This is a genomic window from Algoriphagus terrigena DSM 22685 (genome assembly GCF_000429445.1).
In the GTDB taxonomy this organism is placed as follows: Bacteria; Bacteroidota; Bacteroidia; order Cytophagales; family Cyclobacteriaceae; genus Algoriphagus; species Algoriphagus terrigena.
The window spans coordinates 124,434-148,068 of sequence record NZ_AUBW01000012.1 but is presented as its reverse complement, the minus strand read 5'-3'; the positions used below and the strand labels follow the sequence as shown (position 1 = coordinate 148,068).

The window sequence follows — 23,635 nt, the reverse complement described above, 5'->3', positions numbered from 1 at the left end:
TTCACAGTTGGACTCCTTCAGAGTCCGAATTTCAGTATCTACTAGAATTCTCCAACAGCTTCAGTCGACAACGTGAGAACTGACAACAGCGGCAGCCGACAACACTTAGCCCTTAACACCAAGCGCTACCCGCCAACAGCTTCGGCCGACAACCCGACGACGCGCAGCAGACGACCACCAACCTCCAATCTCCCTTCACTATACCCCATAGATACCTCCACGATACTCCCTAGATACTTGCATGATACCCCGTAGATACCCCGTAGATACCCCCATGATACCCCGTACATACCTGCATGATACTTGCATGTAGCTTGCACTTTTGTCCACGGATTCCACAATTCCAGTTCACCTTGCTCCTCGCCATTTGCCCTATCATAGGATTTGCAATCCTACAACCAAAAAATCCCTTCCAACTTCCCGCTCCTTACACCTGTACTGAGCTCGGTTGGTGAGCGTGTCGAACCATGTCGAAGTATCGGCATCGACCGCCTTTTCCAAGCTGTACTTCTGCGTCGAGGTCAATTGCCTTTTACCTTTTTTACCGTGGGCTACATGGTTCCCGAGCCTGTCCGCAACGAGCTTGTCGAAGTGTCGAGGGATGGCTACAAAGATTCCGCACCTACGGCGCTTTTTCCGCACTCGACAACGCTATACCTTGACAACAGCCTGACGGATAACAGTGCTCACCACATCCCGCATTCGTGCTGAGCCCCGTCGAAACATCTAACTTCGGTCATCCAACTACAGCTTCAGCGGACAACTCGACAACTGGACTCAATTTTCCAATTTTTCAATCTTTCAATTTTCCAATTCACCAACCCAACAACAGCGCAGCCTAAAAGCGGCACCAAAGCACCATCAAAGCAGCATCAAAGTAGCATCAAAGCTACATATAGTCTAGGTTTTGGATCACCGCGGCATTCATGTCAAGTCCACAGAATCCATAGATTCCACAGAGTCCATAGATTCCACAAAATCCACAGAATCCACGTTCGGTTTGATTTTCACTTTCCAGTCTTCAGATTTGTCATGTTTCACCAAAAAACAAATGGTACATGGAAAACAATCAACTTTCTAACACGACTACACGACAACAGCTCCGTGGACAACCTGACAACAATTACATCGGTCATCCAGCATCCGTCATCCCACATTTTAAACTCTTGTGTTGAGCTGAGTCGAAACACTAAACTCCCACCTCTAATTGGGAAACACAAAAGCAAGAACAGTCCGCAGACCCCAGTCGGCTTTGGACCCGGAAGGACCGCTCAGTGGAATCATCGGCATGATCGCCAACTGCACCGCCTGATTACCAAGCTTGGTCACTGCACTCACCGAGGGCGCATTTAAGGTGATCGTCGTGGTATTGCCCTCCCAATTTTGGGTAATTTCAAAATTGGCTCCAAGGCCCGCACCGCTTTTAAAGCTCTTGTTGAAAAAGGCCTGGATGTAAAACTGGCTCACGTCCGCACGGTCTGAGTTGCCTGCGACAGACCAGATCTGGTTTGCGATAAAGCCGATCGTCTTGCCTTCAAACTGCTTCAACATCAAGGCTGAAGGGCCAATTCCAAATTTTTCCGTCCCCAAAAATTCATTGGTGGCGGTCGGAACCAGAAACGCCGGACCGGCTCCCCAGGTAAAAGCTTTGCTGTGTTTGGGAGAGAAAAAAGCCGTAATGGTCGCATCACTCACCCCAAACTCACTGCTGTTTTCTTTGGTAACGTCGCGTTGATCCACGATGGGCACAATGAAGCGGGTGATCAGGTTCAGATCTTCGCTGATGGAGAAAGGGATCACCGGCTGCACGTTGATGACATACTTCGACCCATTATACGGCCCTATCCCATAAGTCATATTGTTTTGAAGTGGGACGCTGATCAGACTCGCCACCGGGTTGGCCAATTTGTCCGACAATTCCTGTGCGTTGGCCGCTGAAGCGGCCGATTCTTCCTGCGCATGAAGGACGGTGGAGGTCGTTGCGGAAATCAGAAACAGAAAAAACGCTGGTTTAAAGATTGATCTTTTATACATATGCCTTGGTTTAGTTTTAAAACAAAAATTTCAACTCACTGTTCGGAGTATTTTGAGGCTTTTGCCTTCTGTTTAATGAAAACCCGCCCGGTTTAGTCATGGGAAATCTTGCTTCACCTTTCGATGTCAACCAGTATCCAACTCGGCGAAACCACGAATCCCGCTTTTCCGGATGGGCTCAGGCTATTGGCTTCGTCGGAAAGAATTTGGTCCAAAGTATCAGCCAACAAACGGGCTATTAGAATTGAAAAGGCTTAAGCCTATCTATTTTTTCCGCATAAACGGCGCGCTGATCTATTATCTAAAGAGCTTAGGCTCCTAAATAAAGCTAAAGTCAGAGAACAGGATATTTTTTTCATAACCAATCGTATTTGAGATGGGTGATTTTTTTTTAATTCTCGTTTGCAAACACTTCCTTCCAGTCATCATTCATATCCACGATAAGCCAGTTGTATTTTGAGGCATCATCCAAACCTCTTTCCAGATGACCGATAGGTGAAGTTCTGTCGTAAGCCCATTCGCGGACTGAATCCGTATGGTGGACAATCATTCCAAAACGTGGATATCCTGATGCGGTCGTGGTCCATTGCAGCATTTCATAATCCCCGTCAGAATTACCCGCGGTGAATACCGGACGCTTGCCGATTTGGTTATAGATACCTACAGGTTTGCCTTTTCCATCATTCATCAAATCCAATTCAGCTTGGCGGACGATCCGGGGCGTATCATTTACCACTTCGTAGGTTGATCGCATCACAGTGCCGATGACCTGCTCACAGGGGATTCCATAGGTCTTCTCGGTCCAGGCACACATAAACCCTTCCTCTCCCCCGGAGACGATAAATGTTTTGTATTCATTTGCCCTTAGATATTTGAGCAACTCCAGCATGGGCTGGAAGATCATCTCTGTGTAGGGACGGTCAAATTTCTGATGCTTTGCTGTGGCTATCCATCTTTTGGTTTCGGCCTCGAACTCCTCGCTACTCATCCCAGTCTGTGTGGCTGCAACAAGTTGCATCAGGGCTTTTTCCCCTCCGGCCAGGGCAGACTTCATGTCACCTTTCAAAATAAAACTGAAAGGCTCCTGATCTTTCCATTCCGGATGTTGCGGAGCCAGCTCCTTAATCCGGTCAAGAGCGAAGATGAATTGGAAATACATGGGCTGCTCGCTCCAAAGTGTTCCGTCATTATCGAAGCAGGCAATGCGGTCGGTGACGGGAATAAAATCAGCAGATCCTTGGGTTGTGGTCTTTGTCACAAAATCAACGATGGCTTTTTTGGAGGCTCCTTCATTCTAGGAATGGAGTGGATCTGTTGCGACGTTGGTTGAGTCGGCAGCTGCAGTTTCAGATGAATCTGATCGTTGGCACGACATCATTACGAATAGTAATAAGAAACTGGAGATAAGTGTGGATAGAATTTTCATAGCAATTTGATTATGTGTAAACCCCTATTCTATTTCACTTCTTCAAAATCCCCTGGCTTCCAGCTTCCATCAAATGCAGCTTCTTCCGGCCCGTAGATACGTATGTATACAAACCATCCTTTGCCAGGTATGGTCTTGATCCATTGTTTTTCCTTTCCGGCAGGAACAGTGGGGCCAAAATACAAGTCTACTGAAGGATCATTTTCAAAATCTTTCAATTCAAACATGGAACGCAACGCAGCAAAACCCTGATCGGTATCAATCTGGCTTCTTGTGTCTGAATCATAGACAGTAACAGACCAAAACAACTTGCCTGGCACGGGTTGTGGAATCGTAAGCTTATATGTTTTTGCACCATCAACATAAGCACCTGTGTTATCGCGCAGTCCTAACCAGTAAAGCGAACCAAAGCCAGCTTGCCTCCTGAACATAGCTGGGGAAGCTCCAATAGCCTGGTAAAACCAAACTTCTCTTGCGTCAAGATCAACATAAAACGGTGCATCAAAGTCTCCGTTCTCCGGTCTGAGACCTACCCATTCCCACTGCCGATCATTCCATACAACACGATCCGGTCTGCGATCAGCAAAAGACTGAACACGCATTTGACTGTTAGCCATCTTTGCGGCTTTTTCAAGAATACCTTTCATGCGCGCATCGGGATTAAATGGTTGCCCTTTTGCAATGCCTAGCGCAGCTAGTTCTCCGTAGTAGGCACGATAACCTTCATACGCAGGCTCGCGATCGATGACTTGATGAAGCACTTCCCAATATTTGAAGTTGGTTTCCCAATTTAACGGTGTAGTATTCTGAGGCTTTCCTGTCAGGTCAAGCCAATGAATGGAAGAAGCGCTTGCAGGAGAATTCAGCGGATAAAATTTTATTGTTTTGATCCGCTCCATAGCGCCTGTGACATCTCCCTCCACCGGCAATGAACGTATGCCAACGGTTAGATTGTTGGAAGAAGCTTTCCATACATGATACCCGTTTGGAATTTTCCCGGTGTAACCCGGAGGAAGAATTATATGCTTTCCACCTTTTCCAGCGTCCGGTCCAGGTATACCCATATCGGCAACCCATCGTTGGTTGACATCCATGGCCACTACAATCAGTGGGCCTGCAGGAATGTCGATCACAAATGGACCGGCAGATAGATCCAGTAAGATGGGACCATATGGTGTATCCGAATTTAATGTGTATCCGATTTGCTGAGGCTTCGTATCAAGTGTACCAGAAACTGTATTGGGTAGTACCTTCAATTCGGCATTACCGCGAATGAGTCCTTCTCCCGAAACTGTAGGATAGAAAAACTTATATGTCTGGATCGCCCGATTGAGGTCAGCATCATCGTAGGCTTTTTGAATGGTTTCCTGTGTTGGATAACCGTTAATGAACTCATAGGTTGACGTGGTATCTTTGTCTTTTTCTGAGACTTCTTTGTCAACAGTTGTGTTTTGATTGCAAGCTGCGAGCAAAACACACGCACCAAGTAAAATGAAATTTGCTTTCATAGGACACACATAATTTTTTATTTCAATTCCACGGTAATTTTTTCAATTTTTCCCGGATAGGTAAAAGGAAGCTTGTATGTGAAGTCCACCGCAGAGCCAACGTCAGTTCCTACGTCCAGACCTTCAGAGATTGAAAATTGGATGGGAATGGTTTTTTCCAGCCGACCGCTGGCTACCTTCGTGCCGTTGGCCGTCATGGTTATCGTTCCGCCCTTACCCATGCCTCCTCCATCGTATACAAAATCAACTACGAGTTTTACTTTGCCCGATGGCAAGGCCTCTTTACCGGTAAAGGTGAACCGTTCAGCAGCTAAAAAATTGTAAACAAAAACAGGCTTGCCTTCACGTAGGTAAACTCCATAACCGCCTTCCAGCCCACCATGTGTAACAATCATTCCACTTTGCTTTCCTGACACTTCGAAGTCTGCTGTGATAGTCCAGGATTTATTGATCATGTTGGGAGATGCGGCATCCGGCAATCCAACAGTACCCGGAAAGTATGTCATTGTTTTGCGATTGCCCATCAGTGTTGGACGTCCCATCGCTTCGGCATTGAACCGGACTGTTCCTCGCCAGTCGAGCGGTAGTACATTATACCTGGCAGCTTCTGCCCACCACAGATCCTGCAACTCTCTTAACTTCTCAGGATTTTCTGATGCCAAATCTTTTGATTGAGAAAAATCTTCCTCAATGTTATACAGCTCCCACTTCTGCTTATCCGGATCGAATTCACTGCGGTTGGGGTTCCATGGGGCAAATGACGGTGCTGAAGCCATCCAACCCTGGTGATAGATTCCCCGATTTAATGCCAACTCAAAATACTGGGTAGTACGGGTGGGCTTAGCCTGGGCGTTGGTCATGGATTCAAGGAAACTTTGACCTTCAATAGGTTTTTGTTGAATACCGTTAAGAACATAGGGCGCAGTAATGCCAGCTGCTTCGTACAGCGTTGGCACAATGTCAATCGTGTGAATGAAGGGATCACGGATGCCACCTTTCTCTTTGATTTTTGCGGGCCATGAGATGATCATGGGATTACGTGTACCTCCAAAATGGCTTGCAACCTGTTTGGTCCATTGGAAAGGTGTGTTCATGGCATGGGCCCAGGCACTTGGGAAATGATTGAAATGCTTGGGTCCCCCCAATTCATCAATCACCTTCAAATTATCCTGCCATTTTTCAAGGAAGCCGTTGAAGAAAAGGTTTTCGTTCAATGATCCCTCCAGACCGCCCTCAGCACTCGACCCGTTATCTCCTGCGATGTAGATAATAATCGTATTGTCAGCGTCAGGTAATTGCTTAACGGCATCGATGATCCTGCCCATTTCATAATCGCAGTGTGCGCCATACGCTGCAAAAACCTCCATCATGTGGGCGTATAACCTTTTCTGATCTGCATTGAGTGATTCCCATGCAGGCAATCCTGGAGAGCGTTCGGTCAATACTGTATTTTCAGGGATTACACCCAGTTTTTTCTGTTGCTCAAATGTTACTTCCCTGTACTTATCCCATCCTTCATCGAACTTCCCTTTGAATTTTTTTATCCAGGATTCAGGTGCATGATGTGGCGCATGCGTAGCACCTGGAGCAATGTACAGGAAATAAGGTCTGTCAGGTGCTATACTTTTCACTTGACGCACCCAGGCAATAGCCTTGTCAGAAATATCTGTGGTAAGATGATAATTTGGATCTGTAGATGCCGGGACGAGATTGTGATTTTCATACAAAACCGGATTCCAGTGGTTCATGTCACCGGCGTTGAATCCATAAAAGTAATCGAAGCCAAGGCCATTTGCCCAGCGGTCAAATGGACCGGCCTGACTCAGTTCCCAAGTAGGCGTGTTGTGATTCTTACCAATCCATGCAGTCATGTAACCATTCTGACGCAGCACTTCTGCTATTGTACCGGTATTTTTTGGAAGCACACAGGTGTATCCGTCATATCCGGTCGCGGCTTCCGTAATCCCTGCAAAAGAAGTAGAGTGGTGGTTGCGTCCGGTGATCAGGGCAGCGCGGGTCGGAGAACATAATGCAGTGGTGTGAAATCTGTTATAGCGCAGCCCTTCTGCAGCAAGCTTGTCCATTGTCGGGGATGGAACACCACCGCCAAATGTGCTGAACTGACCAAAACCAGCATCATCAAGCAATATCATAACTATGTTTGGAGCCCCTTTGGGTGCTTCAATAGGTCTAGGAAATTGTGCAGGATCAGAATCCAGATATGTTCTTCCTACATTTCCTTTAAAATGAAAATCCGGTCTTGGCAATACTTCAGGTGTGCCTTTTTTATCCTGGGCATTGAGCTGGCATTGTTCAAACAACAGCGATAGAAGAAACAGGACCTTAACTATTCGAAAAGTTTTCATGAATCTGTTATTAAAATGAATACCATTTGAAAGATTTAGTGTCTTTGAGATTTCACCTCAAAGACACAAATTTCATTTAACGATCAAATTAATTCTGCTTTTTAGAATCTTCCTTTTTCTGAGCGGGAGCAGGTTTCTGCTCTTGTAGTAACATCGGGAAGTGTTCCTTGATTTCTTCCTTCACTTGGTTCCTTTTTAGCACCTCTTCGATGATGACGGCAGGATTGAAGCTGGGTGGATAGGATCGGGAGGGAAATTCCTGAAGAGAAGCGGCAAACTCCCCAACGGCCTCCATTCCCATATAAACTTGCGGCACGTGATTCATCAACCAGTCCCAATACGTATTGGAAGTAATGTCAGCACGCTCAAAAGGATCCTGCATCAGGTTGTAGAGCTTGGTCAAACGTAACTCGGTGAAGGGTTCTGCCCATAGTCCCATAGTGCCTAGCATACGTTGCTCTGCAAAACTCATCTTCCATTCACCCTGGCGCAAAGCCACTAACAAAGCATCATCATCCGTATAAAAAAAGGTTGAGCGGGCGCTCTTTACTTTATTGCTTGTTCCAATTGTGCCACTGACACTGGTCAGGAATTTCGATTGATCATAGCCGTCTAGGTGTACTTTATAATTGATGCCGTTAGCAGTGTAGCCGGTTTTTAGCTTGTTTACCATATCCGGTTCACCGGCTATTGAAGTAAGAGTGGGTATCCAGTCGTTATGGCTCATCAATTCATTTGTTACTGTGCCGGCCTTGATATGTCCGGGCCAGCGTGCCAAGCACGGAACCCGGAATGCACCTTCCCAGTTGGTATTCTTTTCAGAACGGAAGGGGGTCATGGCGCCATCGGGCCAGGTATTCATATGCGGTCCGTTGTCGGAAGAGTACACCACAATGGTATTGTCTGCTATCCCCAAATCATCGAGGGCTTTCAAAAGTTGCCCAACAGTCAAATCATGTTCAATCATGCCATCCAGGTATTCACTGTCGCCATATCCATATTTTCCCCGATTTTCTTCTCTCACGTGTGTACGTAAATGCATACGGGTTCCATTCCACCAAACAAAGAAGGGCTTGCCTGCGGCATGTTGTCTTTTAATGAAATCTATAGCTGCAGCTGAGGTTTCATCGTCAATAGTTTCCATGCGCTTTTTTGTTAAGGCGCCTGTATCTTCTATTTTTTGCTTGCCTACTTTGCCAAAGCGAGGGTCTTCTGTTGGATCATCCACATTGGTAGCGACAGTTTTCAACACACCGCGAGGACCCCATTTTGCTTTGAACGCAGGATCTTTGGGATAGTCCGGCAATTCAGGTTCCTCCTCAGCATTGAGATGGTAGAGGTTACCGAAAAACTCGTCGAAGCCATTCACTGTCGGCAGGGATTCGTTTCGGTCTCCCAAATGGTTTTTGCCAAATTGACCTGTGGCATACCCCAAGTTCTTCATGAGTCCACCGATTGAGGGATCCAATTGGTTCATACCCATTGGCGCTCCCGGGAACCCAACTTTGGTGAGACCGGATCGGATTCCGTGCTGGCCCGTTAGGAATGCTGCCCGGCCCGCGGTACAACTTTGTTCTCCATAATAGTGGAGAAACCGTATGCCCTCTTCTGCAATACGGTCGATATTTGGAGTGGTATAGCCCATCAACCCATCACTGTATGCGCTGATGTTGCTGATGCCGATGTCATCACCCCAGATGACGAGGACGTTGGGCTTTTCCTGTGCGAAGACAGCCCCGATGGTGGGAAATAGCATTCCCACGACGGCGATAGCATTTAAAAACTTCTTGTTCATAAAAAGAGGTGTTGGTTAGATTCGATAAAGATAAACAGTGTATGAATTTTAATTATAAAAATTGGTCTCTCATAGTCTGTTGCTGTATATTTTTGGTTTAGCGAAGAAAAAATGTTCAGAAAATAGGAAATAAACCAAGAGGACTTTTCCGAAATACACTGGAAAGCGTATCCTTTTTATCTTAAAGAAATAGAGACCTAGGTCAGGAGCGATCGGGTTTTTGTTTTCGGCTCTACCTCAGATCGACTCCTGTTTATCAGTAGATTTTTTTAAAGAAGTGAACACTTTTTGAATTGGCTACCCTCACACAGCCTATACTGATATGTCGGATTGCCCGGAAGATTTGGTTTACGTGGGAGAAGGATTCCCAGGATTTTTGAGGAAAAGAAGCGGGAAGAGCTTTGTCTACCTGGACAAAAAAGGCCAAAAAATCGCTCAAAAGAAGGTTTTGGAGCGGATCGCACAGCTGGTCATTCCGCCGATGTGGGAGGATGTCTGGATCTGCAAAGACGCCAAAGGCCACGTCCAAGTGACTGGCTACGATGCGCGCGGCAGGAAGCAATACATCTACCACTCCGACTGGGTGACCTACCGACAGAGCACCAAGTATGGAAGATTAGAGGAGTTTGGGAAAAAACTTCCACAAATGCGCAAGGCAATCGAACAGGACGTCCGAAAAAAAGGCTGGCCCAGAGAAAAGATTTTGGCGCTCACGGTCATGATGCTGGACGAATACTACATCCGCATCGGCAACAAATATTACGAGCATGAAAACAAGACCTACGGCCTGACGACCCTGCGCAGGAAACATATTGTACAGGAGAATGGAAAGCTGTACCTCCACTACAAAGCCAAGAGCGGCAAGGAGCGACGGCTCCAAGTAGCGAGCAAGCGCTTGATCAACCTGATCAAAAAGATGTCCGAACTGCCGGGCTACGAGATCTTCAAATATCAGAACGGCGACGGAACCTATCATTCCCTTAGATCCAAAGATGTAAACCAGTACTTGGTTGAGATCTCTGGAGAGCCATTTTCGGCCAAGGATTTCAGGACTTGGGGCGGGACTGTCCTGGCACTCGACCACTATGCTGAGAGTGTGGAAGAGGTCGAAAACTTTCCCAACCGAAAACTCGAACCCACGATCGTCAAGAAAGTAGCCGAAGTGCTGGGTAACACCACCGCGGTCTGCCGCAAATACTACATCCATCCCGCGGTGATGCAGGTATTGCTCGACGGCACGCTCGGGCGATTTCAAAAGCTAAAATTGAAAGGCGTGACTGATCCGGATCAGCTTTCGGATAATGAACAGACCGTGTTGAAGATCTTGAATAAATCTTCTAAGCCATCCTGATCTTCTCTTCCTCCAGATCGATGTAGAGGAGAAATTCCCGGATGGTTTCTTCGTCTATCTCAGGCTTGGATTTGTTCATTTCCAAGAGTGACTGGCGCAACCTTTCCAAAAGAGCAAGGATGAGTTCCTTGTCCTCACCGGTGATTTTCAGACTTTCACCTGTATCGGATTCACCACTCCAGAGCGACAGGAAGTTTTGTATAACCGGATTTTGTCTCCAGTTGCTGACATGGGACTCTGCGAGAAAAGCACGGGACTCTCTGACCAGATTTTTCCGGATCAGATTCTCTGTCTCTTCCTGCGGAAGGTGATCGCCAAAGTCCGGCAGCTTGACCTTTTGGATCAAGATCGGCAAGGTCAACCCCTGAACTATCAAGGTCAACAGGATGACAACAAAGGTGATAAAGAGGATGAGGTTTCGGTGAGGAAACAAACTTCCGTCTGCCAAGGTCAAAGGGATGGACAATGCTGCTGCCAATGAAACCACTCCTCTCATCCCCGTCCACCCGAGGATCAGAGGAGTCACGGGACCTGGGTTTCTCCGGTCCGCGACGGCAGCAAACCGACCCACTACCATTGTGACAATGACCGCTCCATAAGCTGCCAGTATCCTTCCCAAGATCAACACAAGCGTGATGAGTACGCCGTACCAAGTTGCTTCTGAGAAGCTGATGCCTTCTTCTCTCAATCCGGAAGTAATCTCCGGCAGATCAAGTCCTATCAGCAGGAAGACCAATCCATTGAGTAGAAAAACCAAACTCTGCCACACATGCTCCGCACGTAATCTGGACGACGCCGGTAAGAAACTGTGTCGATGGTAGGAAAGAAACAAGCCTCCGCTGACGACAGACAACACCCCGGAGCTATGTACCTCCTCGGCCAAAATATACATGGTGTAGGGAGCTATCAGCGTGAAGATGATATCCATGTTTACATCCGTGGGGAGCCAGGTTTGCACTTTCTTGAATACGAATCCTACCAACAGCCCGATTCCCAAGCCTCCTGCTATCATCCAGCCAAAACTCAGTGCCGCTTCCTGCCAGACAAACTGCCCCGTTGCCACCGCGATCAGTGCAAACCGGAAAATGATCAGCGAGGAGGCGTCGTTTAGCAAGCTTTCCCCTTCCAAAATGGTAGCCAGCCGTCTCGGGACCTTGACGAATTTCAGGATGGCGGAGGCACTTACTGCGTCAGGAGGCGAGACAATCCCTCCCAACAGAAAGCCCAGTGCCAATGAAAAACCTGGAATCATATAGTTAGCCACAAGTGCTACCGTACTGGCGGAAAGGAAAACGACCACGAACGCAAAACTTCCGATAATCCTCCTCCAGTGCCAGAGTTCTTTCCAGGAGATCGCCCAGGCAGCCTCATAGAGCAAAGGAGGCAGAAAGATCACAAAGATCAATTCGGGCTCGATGCTGATCGAAGGGACCCCCGGAATGAAACTGAGGAGTAAGCCCGCAACCACCAACAATACAGGGTATGCTACTTTGATCGCATTGCCGATCATCACCAGCAGCATAATAAGGAAGATCAATACCAGATAGAAGGGGAAAAGCTCCAGCATAAGGTGATTTCAGTTACAATCAATTCATCCTGTATCCAGTGGACAGGGGAGGAACGAGTGGGTTTTACAGGACGATGTTATTCGTTGGAGTTATCGGATCGGGAAGGGGACTTTCGTCCAGCATATCTCTCATATCGATCTCAACGGTTCGGCTGATCTGGGTGATAGGCACGTCATTCGCACTACCCTCAAATGGATTGACAGCGCTTTCTCCCACAGCATCCAACACGTGAAAAACCCAAGCGGCGACGGCCGAAAAGGGGATGTTGAACCAGATCGTGTAGCCTTCGAGAAAAGTGCCCTGCCCGATTTGACTGTATTCTCTCAGGAGTCCAAAGGGAAGCAGCAAGATGAAGATGATCATCAGGTAAGTGGTGACTGACGCAAAATTGCGTGGATAAGGAAAGTTTTTGATCCGCTCGGCCTTTCCTTGGGCATCGGTGAATTTTACAATTGAGTTTTGGAGCTCCATCCACTGGATGTCTGTTAGTGCCCCTGTTTTCCTCAGAGATGCCAACGTTTCGGATTGCAGCGCAGTCAATTGTGTCGCCCGGTTCTTTTTCGAGAGAATATAATCCAATTCCTCCTTGGACAGGTACTTCGCGAGCTCCTCTTCAATCTTATGCTCCCACTCGTACACCCGGTAGTGCCCGTTCAAAAATTCCCGATTGCTGCTCGTGTTCATGTTCTCCCAAGTTCTGGGCTCCCGGAGCTGAAACCGCAGTGCGGTCAGCCAGGCAAAATGCCGGTAAAACATGACCTTGACCAATTCGGAATCTTTGCCTCCCAGTGCGTCCCTCACGGTGTAGGCAAAACTTCTGCTATCATTGATGATTGCGCCATAGATCTGCCGTGCTTCCCAGATTCTCCCATAGCTGGCGTTGTTTTTAAATCCGACGATGAAGGCCAAGGATGTACCCAAAATCGCTATCGGTTGCCACGGAAATGCAAGGAACGTAAGTCCTGATGCATATAATACCGTGGGTATAGTCGAGATCACAAGGATCAACAGCGTATCTCTCAGCGTCCATCTAAAAAATTCGAGTGGGGTATAACGTCTTCCGGTGTGCATCCAAATGATCTTAGAAAGTTCTGAAATTTTTTAAGCCTCGCGGGCGGGTGTCAACTTAGATGGAGAATTGTTTTCGAGCTTAAAAGAATCGAGGCTTAATTCAGCCTTACCAGTTTATTGTATTTATTCCGGTATTCGTTGGGTGTGAGGCCGGTGATTTTTTTGAAGACAGTTCGGAAAGCCTTCGAATCGGTGTAGCCCACGTCCCACATGACTTCGTTGATGTTTTTGAGGCTGGATTCGAAACTTCTCTTGGCCACTTCGATCTTCACGCGCTGCACATACTCCAATACCGAATTGTTGGTGACCCGCTTAAAGCGTCTTTCAAAACTCCTCCTCCCCACAGCTACCTCGTCGGCCAAATCATCCACGGATATCCGCTCAGCAAAGCGATCCTCGATGATCTCCTGAGCCTTTCTGATTTCCAGATCAGGATGCTCTTTTTGGCCTCTGAAGATGGCAAAAGTCGCTTGGGTACTCCGGTCGATATCGATAGCAAAGTACTTCGAAAGCAGAATCGCCATCTCTCGGTCCACATATTTTTCGACCAGGTGGAGCAACAGATTCCAGTAGGAATTTGCGCCCCCGCTGGAGTAGATGCCAGCCTCCTCGGTGACGATACTCCCGTCGAGCACTTCCACCAGCGGAAACTGATTCCTGAAGCGGTCTATGAATCCCCAGTGTGTCGAGCAGCGTTTCCCGTCCAGCATTCCCGTGGAAGCCAGAAAGAAAGCGCCTACGCAGAGTGACGCGATTTCAGAGCCTGCGTCGTATTGTTGCTTTATCCAAGGGGCAAAAGGCATGTTTGCTTCAATTGCCATATCGAAGTCCCCAAACAACGGAGGAATGACGATCAGATCGGCATCACCGGGGTTTTCAAGGGTGTATTCGGGGTTTAAGACAAAACCCGGGAATCCAGGCCGGACTTCTGAGTGGAGTCCCAAGAGCTTCACGTCAAAAAATGGCTCTTGCCCATTTAGGCCCAAAAAATGATTGACTGTATTGAAGCAGTATTGCGCGCCCGCGATAGCCTGGACCACACTGCCCTCCATGGCCAATATCCTGATTTTTTTCATCCTTCCAATTTATAAAAACTTGTCGCAAAAGCCCCTTTCCTTGTCAGGTTTCACCCAATTCTTCTTTTATAAGTTCGTTATGTTTGTAGTGTTCTGATAACCAAAAACAAACTCAATGATGACTACCAAATCAAAGATCACCGTTGCGGCAGAGATTGCCGCTCCGGTCAACCAAGTTTGGACCGCGTACAATTCTCCCCGGCACATTGTTAAGTGGAATTGCGCCTCTCCAGATTGGCATTCTCCATCAGCCACCAACGAGCTGGAGCCGGGGGGAAGTTTCTCTTACCGCATGGAGGCCAAAGACGGCTCTATGGGCTTCGATTTCGAAGGAGTATTTCAGGAAGTAAAACCCAACGAGTTGGTCAGCTATGTGATGGGGGACGGAAGAGGAGCCGAGGTCGTATTTGAAGACAAAGGAGACAAAACCCTCGTCACGGTGACTTTTGACGCAGAGGAGATGAACTCCGAGGAAATGCAGCGCGAAGGCTGGCAATCGATCCTGGACAATTTCAAGAAGCATGTGGAAGGCTTTCAACACGACTCCATGCACTTTGAGATCGAAATCGACGCGCCCGTTTCCAAAGTTTTTGATATTATGCTTTCCGACGAAACCTACCGGGACTGGACTGAGGCATTTCATCCCGGATCCTATTTTCAGGGTGACTGGACCAAAGGTTCGAAGATTCTTTTTCTTGGTCCAGGCGGTCCGGATGGCAAAGAAGGCGGGATGGTCTCCAGAATCGCTGACCGAGTCACCAATAAGTATATATCCATCGAGCATCTGGGACTATACGCCGATGGAAAAGAAATAACAGAAGGGCCGGAAGTGGCAGGATTTGACGGAGCTACCGAGAATTACAGCTTCGTGGACCTGGGAGGAAAGACTCTGTTGAAAATCGACATGGAATCAGGAGGCGAGTACAAAGAGATGTTTGAACAAATGTGGCCAAAAGCACTCCAGCGGCTGAAAGAAATCTGCGAGCAATAGAATCGGAAGCCATGAAATCGCTCTATCCCTGTATCTGGATGAACAACGACGCGGCCGAAGCGGCGGAATTTTATTGTTCGGTATTTCCTGAAGCCAAGATCGAAGACAGCAATCCGATGGTGACCATGTGGTCTTCCATGGGTGAAAAGTTTATGCTTCTGAACGGCGGTCCGATGTTCAAACCTACCCCGAGCATCTCGTTTTATTCTATTTTTCCGGACGAAAGTCAGCTCCAGCAGATCTGGGATAAGCTGGCAGACGGAGGAATGATCATGATGCGGTTGGACTCCTATCCCTGGTCTAAAAAGTACGGGTGGCTGCAGGATAAATATGGAGTCTGCTGGCAGGTGGAAAGCAACGTTCCGGCTGGTGAAGCCCAAAAGTACATACCGGCTTTGATGTTTACCGGAGAGCAGTTTGGCAGAGCCGAAGAAGCGATGGAATTGTACACGTCGGTTTTCCCGGATGCTTCAACTGGCTTTATCTCCAGATATGGAGACGATGCCGGAGACCAAGCGGGCAAGATCAACCATGCACAGTTTTTCCTAAACGGACAGCGGTTTGCAGCGATGGATAGTTCGCTGGACCATAAGTTCAATTTCACGGAGGGATTGTCACTGGTCATCCCCTGTGACAATCAGCAGGAGATCGATTTTTTCTGGGAAAAGCTGACTGAAGGCGGTCAGGAGAGTCAATGTGGCTGGCTGAAAGACAAGTTTGGGGTGAGTTGGCAGGTGGTGCCGACGAACTTGGGACAGCTACTAGCGGACCCGGAAAGAGGCCCACGTGTGGTGGAAGCCTTCATGAAGATGAAGAAGTTTGATATAGCGACCCTGGAGAATGCCTGAAACAAAAATCCCGACCAATTGGCCGGGATTTTTGTTTAGCGTCTTTTGAATTTGTCGAGTGAATAGGCGCCACCTCCGGTCAGCAAGAGGCTGATGAATATGACGCAAAAGAGCAGTGGCAGCTCTTTTCTCCCAAACGGATCGTCCCAATGTGCATAAAACGCCGCTACCAGCATCGTGATGATGAGCGGTATCACGGCGAGTCTCGTTTTGAATCCGACGATGACCAAGATGGCACAAATCACCTCTGCAAAAGTCGCAAGGCCGAGTGAGATGACCGGACCCAGACCAAATGGATCTGCAAACTTGATCTCGGCTCCGCCGAAGAGACGCTGCAGTTTGGGGATTCCGTGTGTGAGGATAAGGCCACCGGATCCAACACGGAGGAGAAGCAGGGCCAGAGAGGATTGGAAGTCACGTTTCATGGAGGCTCATAATTGGTTTGAGTTAAAACTAATAAAGAACCCTTTAGACTCCCAACCTTTTTACACCAGCGTCAGGTAAGTTTTGCGGAGATCATCCGGTCTTTTCCATTCAAATCCTGATGGATTTTCACCGATTCATAACCGATATCTGTCAATAATTCGGCGACTTCTTTGGCATATCCCTCGTAGATTTCGAAGTAGATTTTTCCTCCAGGCCGGAGCATTTGTTTGCCTTTCTCTCCAATCACGCGATAGAAGAGGAGCGGATCCTCATCCCGTACAAACAGCGCGATCCAAGGCTCATGTGCCAGGACATTCTCATGCATTTGTTCTTTGTCCGACTCAGGCACATACGGAGGATTGGAGACCAAGATATCCAAATCGCTGATGGAAGGAGTCTGGAGTAAAATGTCGCAATGTTCAAATTTGACGTTGGCAAACAGCCGTTCGGCGTTTCGTTTGGCGATCTGAAGAGCAGCTTCAGAGATGTCGAGCCCATAGACTTCAGGAACCTTCATGTCCAGCGCCAGCGTGATGGGGATGCATCCGGTGCCGGTGCCGATGTCCATGATTTTCAGTCCAGGCATCGGATTTTCTTTGATGATCAGATGCACCAATTCCTCCGTTTCGTTGCGGGGGATTAGCGTGTCCGGACTGACCATGAACTCCCTGCCGTAAAAGGGCCCGTAACCCAGGATGTACTGGATGGGTTCTCCTGTTTTCAGCCGTTCGAAATCAGCAAGCAAGTCAGGTGATAGTTTTTCCTCTTCCACCGAAAGCATCACATCCACTCGTTTCATCCCCAGATGATGTTCCAGCAGCCAATAGACCAAGTTTTCGGCTTCTGCTACCTCGTATTGGGTCAGTTGAGCGGACCAGTTTTTGATTAATTGTTGAAAGGTAATCGGCATGTCCAAAGGTAATCAGGCGAGCTGAAATTAGGGAGGATTTTAAGGCACAGACGACATAGGAGCTTTTCCTCGACAAATCCAATTACCTTTGTACCCAATATTTTCCCCCATGAAGCTACATAACAATACCATCCGCGGAGTCCATACCGCGCTTGCGGCCATATTTGAAGAAGGGCAGTATGCCGACAAAGTAATCGAGCGCACGCTCAAATCCAATCCAAAATGGGGTGCTCGTGACCGCTCATTCATTGCCGAAACTACCTATGAAATGGTGCGATGGTGGAGACTGATTAACTACCTGAGCCCATCGAAGGAGTATTGGGATCTTTTTGGTACGTACTGGCTGATGCAGGGAAATGATCTGCCCGAGTGGGAAGAATTTGCCCGCATCAATCCCGATAAACTCAAAGGCAAATACGAATCGATCACCGATCCGGCACTTTTGGAGTCCATTCCGGAGTGGTTGCAAAAGCTTGGCTCAGCAGAATTGGGCGAAAAATGGGAGGCCGAGATTCACGCCCTCAACGAGGAAGCAGAGGTTGTCCTTCGCGTAAATACGTTAAAAACTACCCGGGAAAAGCTCAAAAACCAATTGCTGGCGGATGGCATCGATACCTATATCGTCAAAGGGTATCCTGACGCCTTGATCTTGGAAGAAAGACAAAATGTATTTCGCCACCCGGCATTCAAAGAAGGACTTTTCGAAGTTCAGGATGCCAGTTCACAGTTGGTTGCAGCAGCGTTGGCGGTCGAGCCGGGTATGCGCGTGATCGATGCGTGTGCAGGCGCCGGAGGGAAATCCCTGCATTTGGCGGCCTTGATGGAGAACAAAGGGAAAATCCTTTGCCTGGACGTGGAGGATTGGAAGCTGCAGCAGGCCAAACTTCGGGCAAGGAGGGATGGGGTTTCCATCATTGAGCCAAAGACCATCGAAGGCACCAAGACGATCAAGCGCCTGAAAGAATCTGCTGATCGGTTGTTGCTGGACGTGCCTTGCTCAGGACTTGGTGTATTGAGGAGAAATCCGGACACCAAGTGGAAGCTAAGCCTGGAATCCATTGAGAAAGTCCGCCAAACTCAGCAGGAAATCCTGCAGAGCTATCCGTCCATGCTCAAGCCGGGCGGCCAATTGGTCTATGCGACCTGCAGCATCTTGCCTTCGGAAAATGAACTTCAGGTTCAGAAGTTTCTGGAAAGCGAAGCGGGCAAAGATTTTGAACTGATCGAAGACCAAAAAGTCCTGGCTCAGGAAAATGGATTTGACGGGTTTTATATTGCCCGAATGATGAAAAAGGCCAACTGATTCAAATCAGAACCTCTTTAAAATTATAGAAAATCAGTCTTAAGCCCCGCCCCGAACGAGTATTTCGGTCAAGGGTTTCGGACTGATTTGTTGTTTTTGGGCCAATTGTTCCAAAACATATTCTAAAAACAAGATCAGGAAACGGTCGTTTCCACATTTATTTTTGTTTTTCGCTGGCATGGCATAGGTTTTTGTTTGTAACTTTGACGGGCAAATAGGGTTACCTACAACCAATATTTGCCATGAATCGAAACTCCTCGAAGTTCCTTTACGAAGCCCTCACCTACGATGACGTGCTTCTTGTCCCGGGTTATTCTGAAGTGCTCCCACGCGAGACCAACACTTCCACCCAGCTCACCAAAAAAATCAGATTGAACATTCCGCTCGTGTCCGCTGCAATGGATACAGTCACCGAGGCAGAACTGGCAATTGCCATTGCCTTGGAAGGTGGCCTTGGATTTATCCATAAAAATATGTCCATCGACAAGCAGGCTGCGCAGGTTCGCAAAGTGAAGCGTTCGCAGGCTGGCATGATCCTCGATCCGATCACCCTTCACATCGACTCCAAGGTGCGTGATGCAGAGACGATCATGAGAGAGTATCATATCGGAGGTATTCCCGTGGTAGACGGAGACAAAGTGCTGAAAGGCATCATAACCAACCGGGACCTTCGATTTATCAAAGATCAGAATCGCCTGATCCGTGATATCATGACCAAAGACAACCTGATCACAGCCAAGTCAGGGATATCACTGGAGCAAGCCGAGGAAATCCTCCAAGAATACAAAATCGAGAAGCTTCCAATCGTCGATGACGAAATGAAGCTGACAGGACTAATTACCTACAAGGATATTCTGAAAAGAAGAGACAAACCCAACGCCTGTAAAGACGAATACGGTCGTCTCAGAGTGGGAGCGGCTGTCGGCGTGACAGCAGACATCGAAGAAAGAGTCGAAGCGTTGAAAAATGCAGGCGTCGATGTGGTATCGATCGATACTGCCCATGGACATTCCAAAGGCGTAATCGATACTTGCAAAAGAATCAAAGCGGCGTTTCCTGATCTTGAGGTGATCGTCGGAAACATCGCGACGCCGGAAGCCGCTGTGGCTTTGGCAGAAGCAGGTGCCGATGCGGTCAAAGTTGGAGTTGGTCCCGGTTCCATCTGTACCACGCGTATCATCGCCGGGGTGGGCGTACCCCAGCTTTCGGCTGTTTTCGAATGCGCTGAAGCATTGAAAGGCACCGGAGTTCCGGTGATAGCCGATGGCGGAATCCGCTATTCCGGAGACTTGGTCAAAGCAATAGCTGCGGGCGGAAGCTCCATCATGGTCGGTTCACTTCTCGCCGGAACAGAAGAGGCTCCTGGAGAGATGATCATCTTCGAAGGAAGAAAATTCAAATCGTACCGTGGCATGGGTTCCCTGGAGGCGATGGAATCCGGCTCCAAAGACCGATACTTCCAAGATGCGGAAGATAACATCAAAAAGCTGGTTCCAGAAGGAATTGTGGGACGCGTTCCGTATAAAGGGCTTGTATCTGAGGTGCTCTACCAATTGGTCGGCGGTCTTCAAGCTGGAATGGGCTACTGCGGCACCAAGACCATCGAAGACCTTCAAAACGACGGAAAATTCGTGAAGATCACCGCGGCTGGCGTGAAAGAATCCCACCCGCACGACGTTAGCGTCACTCGGGAAGCTCCTAACTATAGCTTGAAATCATAAAAAATAAAAACCGGCCCAGGCCGGTTTTTTTGTGTTATTACTCCCCAAGGGTTTGAGATCCCTTGGGGAGTTCTTGAATACTATTTTTTTGGATGTCCGGCGTTGTCCTGCTTCTCCAGATGCTGGACTTCTCTATTTTTCACATTGTGAAATTTGTAGATAAGTTTATTCTTTATTAGTACAGAAAGACTTTTATAAGAATTGCCCCACATTTTGGCGTTGTCCTGCTTCTCCAGAAGCTGGACTTCTCTATTTTCATATTGTGAAAAATGCATCTTCGATCTCCCGTCTCCTGCCTTCCCTCTGGTTTCACTGATTAACCTCAAAACTCACATCCCATTCTTCTTTAATCTTCACCCAATGGTTAAAGTCTTTGTGGAGCGGATTGATCAGGAGGTTGTGTTCTCCGGCGTTGTCCTGCTTCTCCAGAAGCTGGACTTCTCTATTTTTCATATTGTGAAAAATGTATCTTCAGTCTCCCGTCTCATGCCTTCCCCCTGGTTTCACTGATTCACTTCAAAACTCACGTCCCATTCTTCTTTGATCTTCACCCAATTGTTGAAGTCTTTGTGAAGCGGATTGATCAAAAGGTTGTGTTCTTTTGGATAGCTTTTCAATGGAATGCGGCAGGAGGGTATCTTCAAGACCGGTGAGATCATTCCTTTTGCCCACATGGTGCCAAATTCCTGAGTGGAGCGCGGGTACGGTCGGTTTTTCCAGTCGATTGGCAGAAAACCAGTGTCGAGTTCAGGCACGGATTCTTCGATTGACAGCACCGCCAGTTTCCACACGCTCTGAGTGACCACGGGTCCCTTGATGCTGAGCAATTCGAGGAAATTCAGCGAACTGGCGGAGCAGGCGTATATCATTGGCGTTCCAAATTCATTCCAGCGACCAAAACCCATCCCATAGCTTAACCCAGTTCTGCCAGGTAGTGACTCAAAAAGACGAAAATAATCCATCAATCAGAGGATGTTGCCCCAAGAGATCGCTTCCAAGGCCTGATCCACGACGACGATCTGATAGGGATTCTTAAGCAATGTGGCGGGCTTTTGACCATTCAAGGCAAGATTGGGGGTCTGAAGCCATTGAGAAAGTAAGTCGGCTGAGCCGAATATTCGAATGCCTTTTGCGATAATCTGATCCATCTCCAAGAGGTTTTTGGTGAGCGCTTTGCTGAGCTTTCGGTCTTCTTTTTTCCAGCGGAATAGCGTACTCGGGTCGATCTCCATCACCTCTGCAATGTCATGAGTGGTGAAATCAAGAAAATCGAAGAATTCGCCCGTCTCCTGAAAATCCAAGACTACGTCGCCGTACGGCTCTCTCGGCTCCTGAACCTGCATCACCTGCGAAGTGAAGAAATGATAGGGCCGTAACCCAGTCTCCAAATCCATGGAAGCTGATCCGGGTAGATTGATCTTCCAAGTCTGTCCCATAGCTTTATCTTTCCCTTAAGTTACTTATTTTCTCAAATAAAACAAACAATTATCTCAATTGAGAGTATTATTTTTTATTTAGAATATCGTTGACGATGGATATCGCGTGGACGATGCTGTTTTCGATGAAAAATTCTCGGGTATTCAATCCTCCGCACACGACTCCGGCGAGATACACTCCCGGCACGTTGGATTCTTGATTGGCCTGGTCGTAGCAGGGCTGCCTCTTATCGTCCAGGCTAAGCTCGACACCCAGTTGGTCCAGCAATGAAAAATTCGGTTTGTACCCGGTCATGGCCAGTACCCAATCGTTTTCAAGGATTGTGTCGCCCTCGGGTGTGGCTATCACCACGTCTCTTTCCCGGATCTCTTTCACCTTGGAATGGGTAAAAGCCCGGATCGAACCTTCTTTGATTCGGTTCATGATGTCGGGTCTGACCCAATATTTGACATTCTCATCGACCTCGTCGCCCAGCAGGACCATGCTCACCTCGGCTCCTTTTCTCCAGCATTCCAGCGCCGCGTCCACAGCGGAATTCGCGCCTCCGACTACCAACACTTTTTGATTGATAAATGGCCACGGCTCTTTATAATAATGCAGGACCTTAGGAAGGTCTTCTCCCGGCACATTCATCAGATTTGGGAGGTCATAGAAGCCGGTGGCTAGTACGATGTTTTTGCTATTGTAATCCGCCTTGGAGGTTATGATTTCAAAAAGATCACCGACCTTTTTTAAAGTCTCCACTCCCTCATAGAGGTTGACTTTTAGCTTGTAGTGAAAGTAAACCCGGCGGTAATACTCCAACGCCTCAGTTCTGGTAGGTTTGACGCCAACTGACATGAAGGGAATGTCAGCCATCTCCAGCCGATCCGAGGTCGAAAAGAAAGTCATGTTGACCGGGTAGTTGTAGATCGAATTGGTCAGTGCTCCTTTTTCCAAGATGAGGTAGTCCAATCCGGCCTTTCCCGCTTCAATCCCGCAGGCTAGGCCAATCGGCCCTCCTCCGATGATGATGAGATCGTATGTTTTTTCCATGGTTAGGTTTGAAAGCTGAAAGAAATGTCGCGATGGTTCTCAAGATCCCAGTCGAAGCTTCGCTCTCTGACCTGAGTCCATCCGCTCTTGTTTGTTAAAACAGATGTGGCCGAAACAGTTCCATAGCTCGGAGGCATTCGGATCAGTTGCGCTGAGAGCGAGATCTCCATCGGCTCCGGAACGCCCGTGGCAGGGAGTGTTTCAGCGGGATATGTGAGGGGTGATTTTAAGATCGAGAGAAGGGTGTCATTGGTGGTCTCTGACGAGATCAATTCGGCAAGTTGGCTTTTTGCCAGCTCGACTTTTGGCCAGGGATCATTGATCAGTCCGTTGCTCAGTCCGTGGATTCCCGGCTGGATTTCCTGAATCCCTTCACCGTAGTTGCTGAGGTAGAACAGCTTCTGCCCATCAGAGACCAGCAGATTGAATCCGTCGTATCGATGCTGGTCTTGGTGGACCGATTCAAGATAAGCCTCAGGGCCAATAGATCCTTCTAGGTAATTCTGAACGAGCTTTCCGCGGCTGATCTCTCCTGGATGAGTTCGGTGAAAATCCCGGTAATTAGTCAGCAGAGACCATTTCCCACTTGGGTGAAAGCCCATCCAAGTCCCTCCGCCACGCAGATCTTTGCCTGCATAGATGCCGCTTTCCCATTGGTGCAGCGGGGCGGTCGGACGGTCAAAAAACTCATCGCGGTTAGCGGAAATCAGAAGTGGATAGTCTGGATAGACTTGCCAGGAAAATGCAACGAGACACATGATTTAAAGGT

Annotated in this window: 20 protein-coding genes; 5 read left to right on the top strand and 15 right to left on the bottom strand. The window is 48.0% G+C overall.

All coding sequences use genetic code 11. The annotated features are described in order from the left end of the window. Positions 1–1,203: 1,203 nt before the first annotated feature. From G459_RS0112645 to G459_RS0112620, 5 genes are all read right to left on the bottom strand, one after another. Positions 1,204–2,034, bottom strand: coding sequence for a hypothetical protein (locus G459_RS0112645; protein WP_051315195.1), 831 nt, complete (start codon positions 2,032–2,034; stop codon positions 1,204–1,206). A gap of 391 nt (positions 2,035–2,425) precedes the next feature. Continuing rightward, positions 2,426–3,292, bottom strand: a complete 867-nt coding sequence (locus G459_RS27370; protein ID WP_245588177.1) for an HAD family hydrolase — start codon at positions 3,290–3,292, stop codon at positions 2,426–2,428. 197 nt (positions 3,293–3,489) lie between these two features. Continuing rightward, on the bottom strand, positions 3,490–4,968 hold the full coding sequence (locus G459_RS0112630; RefSeq protein ID WP_026967988.1) for a DUF1254 domain-containing protein: 1,479 nt from the start codon (positions 4,966–4,968) through the stop codon (positions 3,490–3,492). A gap of 17 nt (positions 4,969–4,985) precedes the next feature. Further along, positions 4,986–7,334, bottom strand: a complete 2,349-nt coding sequence (locus tag G459_RS0112625) for an arylsulfatase (protein ID WP_035455820.1) — start codon at positions 7,332–7,334, stop codon at positions 4,986–4,988. Between the two features lie 88 nt (positions 7,335–7,422). Beyond that, positions 7,423–9,129, bottom strand: coding sequence for an arylsulfatase (locus tag G459_RS0112620; protein WP_026967986.1), 1,707 nt, complete (start codon positions 9,127–9,129; stop codon positions 7,423–7,425). A gap of 322 nt (positions 9,130–9,451) precedes the next feature. Here G459_RS0112620 and G459_RS0112615 point away from each other — a divergent pair, with 322 nt between their 5' ends. Then, a complete protein-coding gene (locus tag G459_RS0112615) occupies positions 9,452–10,480 on the top strand; it encodes a DNA topoisomerase IB (RefSeq protein ID WP_026967985.1) in 1,029 nt (342 codons plus the stop codon). Here G459_RS0112615 and G459_RS0112610 read toward each other — a convergent pair. The 3 genes from G459_RS0112610 to G459_RS0112600 form a co-directional block, all read right to left on the bottom strand. Continuing rightward, positions 10,467–12,047: a Na+/H+ antiporter gene (locus tag G459_RS0112610; RefSeq protein WP_026967984.1), complete on the bottom strand. Its 1,581-nt coding sequence runs from the start codon at positions 12,045–12,047 to the stop codon at positions 10,467–10,469. The genes G459_RS0112615 and G459_RS0112610 overlap by 14 nt on opposite strands. Positions 12,048–12,111: 64 nt before the next feature. Then, positions 12,112–13,119, bottom strand: a complete 1,008-nt coding sequence (locus G459_RS0112605; RefSeq protein WP_026967983.1) for a bestrophin family protein — start codon at positions 13,117–13,119, stop codon at positions 12,112–12,114. Between the two features lie 95 nt (positions 13,120–13,214). Then, positions 13,215–14,195, bottom strand: coding sequence for a GlxA family transcriptional regulator (locus G459_RS0112600; RefSeq protein WP_026967982.1), 981 nt, complete (start codon positions 14,193–14,195; stop codon positions 13,215–13,217). 115 nt (positions 14,196–14,310) lie between these two features. Between G459_RS0112600 and G459_RS0112595 the strand changes: the two genes are divergently transcribed. Together G459_RS0112595 and G459_RS0112590 are read left to right on the top strand one after the other, a co-directional pair. Then, positions 14,311–15,186 (top strand): SRPBCC family protein, encoded by an 876-nt coding sequence (locus G459_RS0112595; RefSeq protein ID WP_026967981.1) that lies wholly within the window; start codon positions 14,311–14,313, stop codon positions 15,184–15,186. A gap of 11 nt (positions 15,187–15,197) precedes the next feature. Beyond that, on the top strand, positions 15,198–16,034 hold the full coding sequence (locus G459_RS0112590; RefSeq protein ID WP_026967980.1) for a VOC family protein: 837 nt from the start codon (positions 15,198–15,200) through the stop codon (positions 16,032–16,034). Between the two features lie 35 nt (positions 16,035–16,069). Here G459_RS0112590 and G459_RS0112585 read toward each other — a convergent pair whose 3' ends face one another. Further along, positions 16,070–16,459 (bottom strand): DoxX family protein, encoded by a 390-nt coding sequence (locus G459_RS0112585; RefSeq protein ID WP_026967979.1) that lies wholly within the window; start codon positions 16,457–16,459, stop codon positions 16,070–16,072. Positions 16,460–16,530: 71 nt separating this feature from the next. Beyond that, entirely contained in the window at positions 16,531–17,370 is an 840-nt protein-coding gene (prmC, locus tag G459_RS0112580; RefSeq protein WP_035455818.1) for a peptide chain release factor N(5)-glutamine methyltransferase, read from the bottom strand. A gap of 109 nt (positions 17,371–17,479) precedes the next feature. On the opposite strand from prmC, the gene G459_RS0112575 reads away from it, so the two are divergent. Together G459_RS0112575 and guaB are read left to right on the top strand one after the other, a co-directional pair. After that, on the top strand, positions 17,480–18,673 hold the full coding sequence (locus G459_RS0112575) for an RsmB/NOP family class I SAM-dependent RNA methyltransferase (RefSeq protein ID WP_026967977.1): 1,194 nt from the start codon (positions 17,480–17,482) through the stop codon (positions 18,671–18,673). A gap of 242 nt (positions 18,674–18,915) precedes the next feature. Then, complete coding sequence (guaB, locus tag G459_RS0112565) at positions 18,916–20,394, top strand: IMP dehydrogenase (protein WP_026967976.1); 1,479 nt, start codon at positions 18,916–18,918, stop codon at positions 20,392–20,394. A 309-nt stretch (positions 20,395–20,703) separates the two neighbouring features. On the opposite strand, the gene G459_RS29855 is transcribed toward guaB, so the two are convergent. The 5 genes from G459_RS29855 to G459_RS0112535 all read right to left on the bottom strand — a co-directional run bounded on the left by G459_RS29855 (position 20,704) and on the right by G459_RS0112535 (position 23,624). Then, positions 20,704–20,847, bottom strand: coding sequence for a hypothetical protein (locus tag G459_RS29855; RefSeq protein WP_157373326.1), 144 nt, complete (start codon positions 20,845–20,847; stop codon positions 20,704–20,706). A gap of 50 nt (positions 20,848–20,897) precedes the next feature. Further along, a complete protein-coding gene (locus G459_RS0112550; protein ID WP_026967974.1) occupies positions 20,898–21,356 on the bottom strand; it encodes an RES family NAD+ phosphorylase in 459 nt (152 codons plus the stop codon). A 3-nt stretch (positions 21,357–21,359) separates the two neighbouring features. After that, positions 21,360–21,830, bottom strand: a complete 471-nt coding sequence (locus G459_RS27365; protein WP_051315194.1) for an MbcA/ParS/Xre antitoxin family protein — start codon at positions 21,828–21,830, stop codon at positions 21,360–21,362. A 67-nt stretch (positions 21,831–21,897) separates the two neighbouring features. Next, positions 21,898–22,866, bottom strand: a complete 969-nt coding sequence (locus tag G459_RS0112540; protein ID WP_026967973.1) for a YpdA family putative bacillithiol disulfide reductase — start codon at positions 22,864–22,866, stop codon at positions 21,898–21,900. 2 nt (positions 22,867–22,868) lie between these two features. After that, the gene (locus G459_RS0112535; protein ID WP_026967972.1) at positions 22,869–23,624 is read right to left on the bottom strand and encodes an NRDE family protein; all 756 of its coding nucleotides are present in this window, start codon (positions 23,622–23,624) and stop codon (positions 22,869–22,871) included. Between the last annotated feature and the right edge of the window lie 11 nt (positions 23,625–23,635).